The following is a 2,271-nucleotide window of genomic DNA, read 5'->3' on the forward strand; positions in this document are numbered from 1 at the left end:
ATACTTCGACGCCGAAACCGGCCTGCACTACAACCGCCACCGCTACTACAATCCCAACACCGGCTGCTTCCTCACCCCCGACCCGATCAAACTCGCGGGCGGGCTGAACAACTACCAGTACGTGAACAACCCCACGGGGTGGGTTGATCCGTTGGGGTTGAATAGCCAGTGTCCGCCGGGGAATGGAAATAAGCCGGGAGTAGCGGAAAATCCTGCGGATAAAGCGAAAGTCGATGAAGGAACTCCCAGCGCCCCTGGGCCGGAGCATGGAAAAAATCCTGAGTTTTTCAAAACTGAAACCACGTGGAAAGCCCGTGGCAATGGGACAGGAAACACCTATAAGGTCTATCAACAAGATATTGACTGGGGCTTAGAGTATAAAGGTGTATCGAATATGGATAGGGCAACAGAAGGTGGCGCACCCTACGTACTTAAGGATGGTGTTCCACAACAACTTCAACTTCACCATTCACGGCAAAATGGGAAGGGGCCACTATTTGAACTGAGCCGTAAGACTCATCTTCAAACTCTAAAAGGCAAAGGTAGGGAAGCGATACATCCGTATGGCCACAATCAGAACCCTGACGCCCCAGTAAATAGGGAGCAATTCAATAAAGAAGTGCCGCAGTATTGGAAAGACCGAGCGGCAGAGGCAAGAGAAAAAAATGATTCCTCCTCAGTTGATTAGCCTTATCGAAAAACAGCCTGGTAATATTCACAGGGCGAATACAGAGTCAGTTGTTGAGGCGCTGAAGGCTCTAGATATAAGTTTGGAAAGCGAATTCGCTGAGTTCTTTTTAAATTACGTCATAACCTTTTTCAAAAGCACCGCGTCGAATGAGGAGCTATGTGATATCGCAGAGCCAAGCAATGAAATAGAAGTTGGCACAGATTTCATTCATGAAGTATGGGAGCTACCAGAAAATTTCATTTGCCTCACAACTGTTCAAGGGGAGGGATGTTATCTATACGACAAAAAAAATGGCGAGGTTTTGGATTTCAGCCTTGCACAGCGAGCCGAATTTTTGGCTGGTAAGGTTGGGCTGAAATGGAACACATTTTTTGATTTTCTGACTTGGTACTTGTCATAAGAACATTGGTTTAAAGCTGCTCCGGTTGCATGTAAGAATTCTTGCATGTCTGAGGGTTGGAAGGGTGCGGGGCGTGTTCCAAAACCCATGTGCAGTAGATCAAGTTACTAGGATTTAGTCATGCTTGGCTTGGTGGATTTCAGAATGCTGCTACCTATCAAGTGAGACGTACCGCTGTTGCGATGACCGTCATCCCTGCGATGTCGAACACCGCAGCTACTCGCGCCGAACGCATTGGTAGGCTCTGGCCATGGATGCTTCGGACTCGGACATGAACAGGGAAACAGATAAGCGTAAGGATCGAGCCCATCCTGTGCTCGATCATTCAGACGCGCTTCGTGCTTCCGCCGAGCGTTTCAACCTGTCGTGCCCGGATACAGCCTGGCTCGGTTGGCAGGTATTGCACCGTTTCAGTTGTGCGCAAGGGCATGTGTTCAAGCGGACGCCAAAGTCGCTCGTTAATGCCACGGTCGATGCCGTCTGCCCGGAATGCATCGGACAAGGGCATTTGAACCGCTTGCGTGCCATTGCCCGCGAGGCAGGGGTTGAATGCCTGGACAGTCAGTGGCGTGGCTCCAAGGTGCTTTATCGGTTTCGCTGCCAGAAAGGGCACATTCGGCAGCGCCGTCCAGGCCTCGTTTATAAGAATGCCGCTTGTCCCATCTGTCTTCACCAGCAAATCCACAAGAGCCAGCGACTGTCCGATGGCTTGGCCCGTCTGCGGCAGGCTGCGCAGTTGCGGGGAGGCGAATGTCTGTCGGACAACTACCAAGGCGTTGCCCAGCACTACCGCTTCCGTTGTGCCGAGGGGCATGAGTGGTCGGCGGAAGGGGTGAGCATCCTCAACAAGGGCTCGTGGTGCCGGGTTTGTGCCGGTCAGCGCAGGGGAGAGGGCTACCGGCTGGCGGACGGTCTGAAGCGGTTGCAGGCCGTGGCGGAGAAGCGCGGTGGTTGCTGCCTGTCCGACACCTATATGGGGGGACGGGAGAAGTACCACTTCCGCTGCGGGTCTGGTCACGAGTGGCAGGCGACCGGCACGTCCATCCTCCGTGGTACGTGGTGTCCGCACTGTAACTTGGCCTCCAAGCGTGATGGCCGGCTCCTGTTGGCGGATGGCTTGTCGCGGCTGCAAGCGATGGCCCGGCAGCGAGGCGGCGAGTGCCTGTCCACGGAATACCAC

General features: G+C 53.7%; 3 protein-coding genes. All 3 read left to right on the forward strand.

Features of this window, described 5'->3' with window-relative positions:
* Positions 1-688, forward strand: a 688-nt coding sequence (locus tag BZL41_RS16120; RefSeq protein WP_305884107.1) for an RHS repeat-associated core domain-containing protein, incomplete at its 5' end; no start/stop codon positions are given.
* Positions 666-1,091, forward strand: a complete 426-nt coding sequence (locus tag BZL41_RS16125) for an SMI1/KNR4 family protein (RefSeq protein WP_095600248.1) — start codon at positions 666-668, stop codon at positions 1,089-1,091. The genes BZL41_RS16120 and BZL41_RS16125, both read left to right, overlap by 23 nt.
* A 250-nt stretch (positions 1,092-1,341) precedes the next feature.
* The coding region (locus BZL41_RS28035) for a hypothetical protein (protein ID WP_143518099.1) at positions 1,342-2,271 on the forward strand (930 nt) is incomplete at its 3' end.

Origin of the sequence: Pseudomonas sp. PIC25 (assembly GCF_002286785.1) — a bacterium.
GTDB lineage: Bacteria > Pseudomonadota > Gammaproteobacteria > Pseudomonadales > Pseudomonadaceae > Pseudomonas_M.